This window comes from Zoogloea sp. LCSB751 (assembly GCF_002028455.1).
Classification (GTDB): domain Bacteria; phylum Pseudomonadota; class Gammaproteobacteria; order Burkholderiales; family Rhodocyclaceae; genus Zoogloea.
The window spans coordinates 1-232 of sequence record NZ_MWUM01000685.1; the positions used below are offsets into that span (position 1 = coordinate 1).

The 232-nt window shown below is 68.1% G+C and carries 1 protein-coding gene; it reads left to right on the forward strand.

Annotated features, from left to right (window positions below; genetic code table 11):
- Window positions 1-52 precede the first annotated feature (52 nt).
- Window positions 53-232, forward strand: a 180-nt coding sequence (locus B4920_RS28175; protein ID WP_139379805.1) for a cation transporter, incomplete at its 3' end; no start/stop codon positions are given.

Consider the following 232-nt stretch of genomic DNA (forward strand, 5'->3'; position numbering starts at 1 on the left):
CGGAGCCAAGCCCTCCCATTCGCACGACCATGATCATCGCGCCCATGGAGCAGTGACCGAGGGGCCTCTGCCCACCCCGACCCGCGACAGTCGCCGCCACAGCTGGCAGGTGCTGGGGATGGACTGCCCCAGCTGCGCCCGCAAGATAGAAACGGCCGTCAACCGGGTCGAAGGTGTCACCCAGGCTCGCGTGCTGTTCGCCACCGAGAAGCTGGTGGTGGATCTCGCCCCC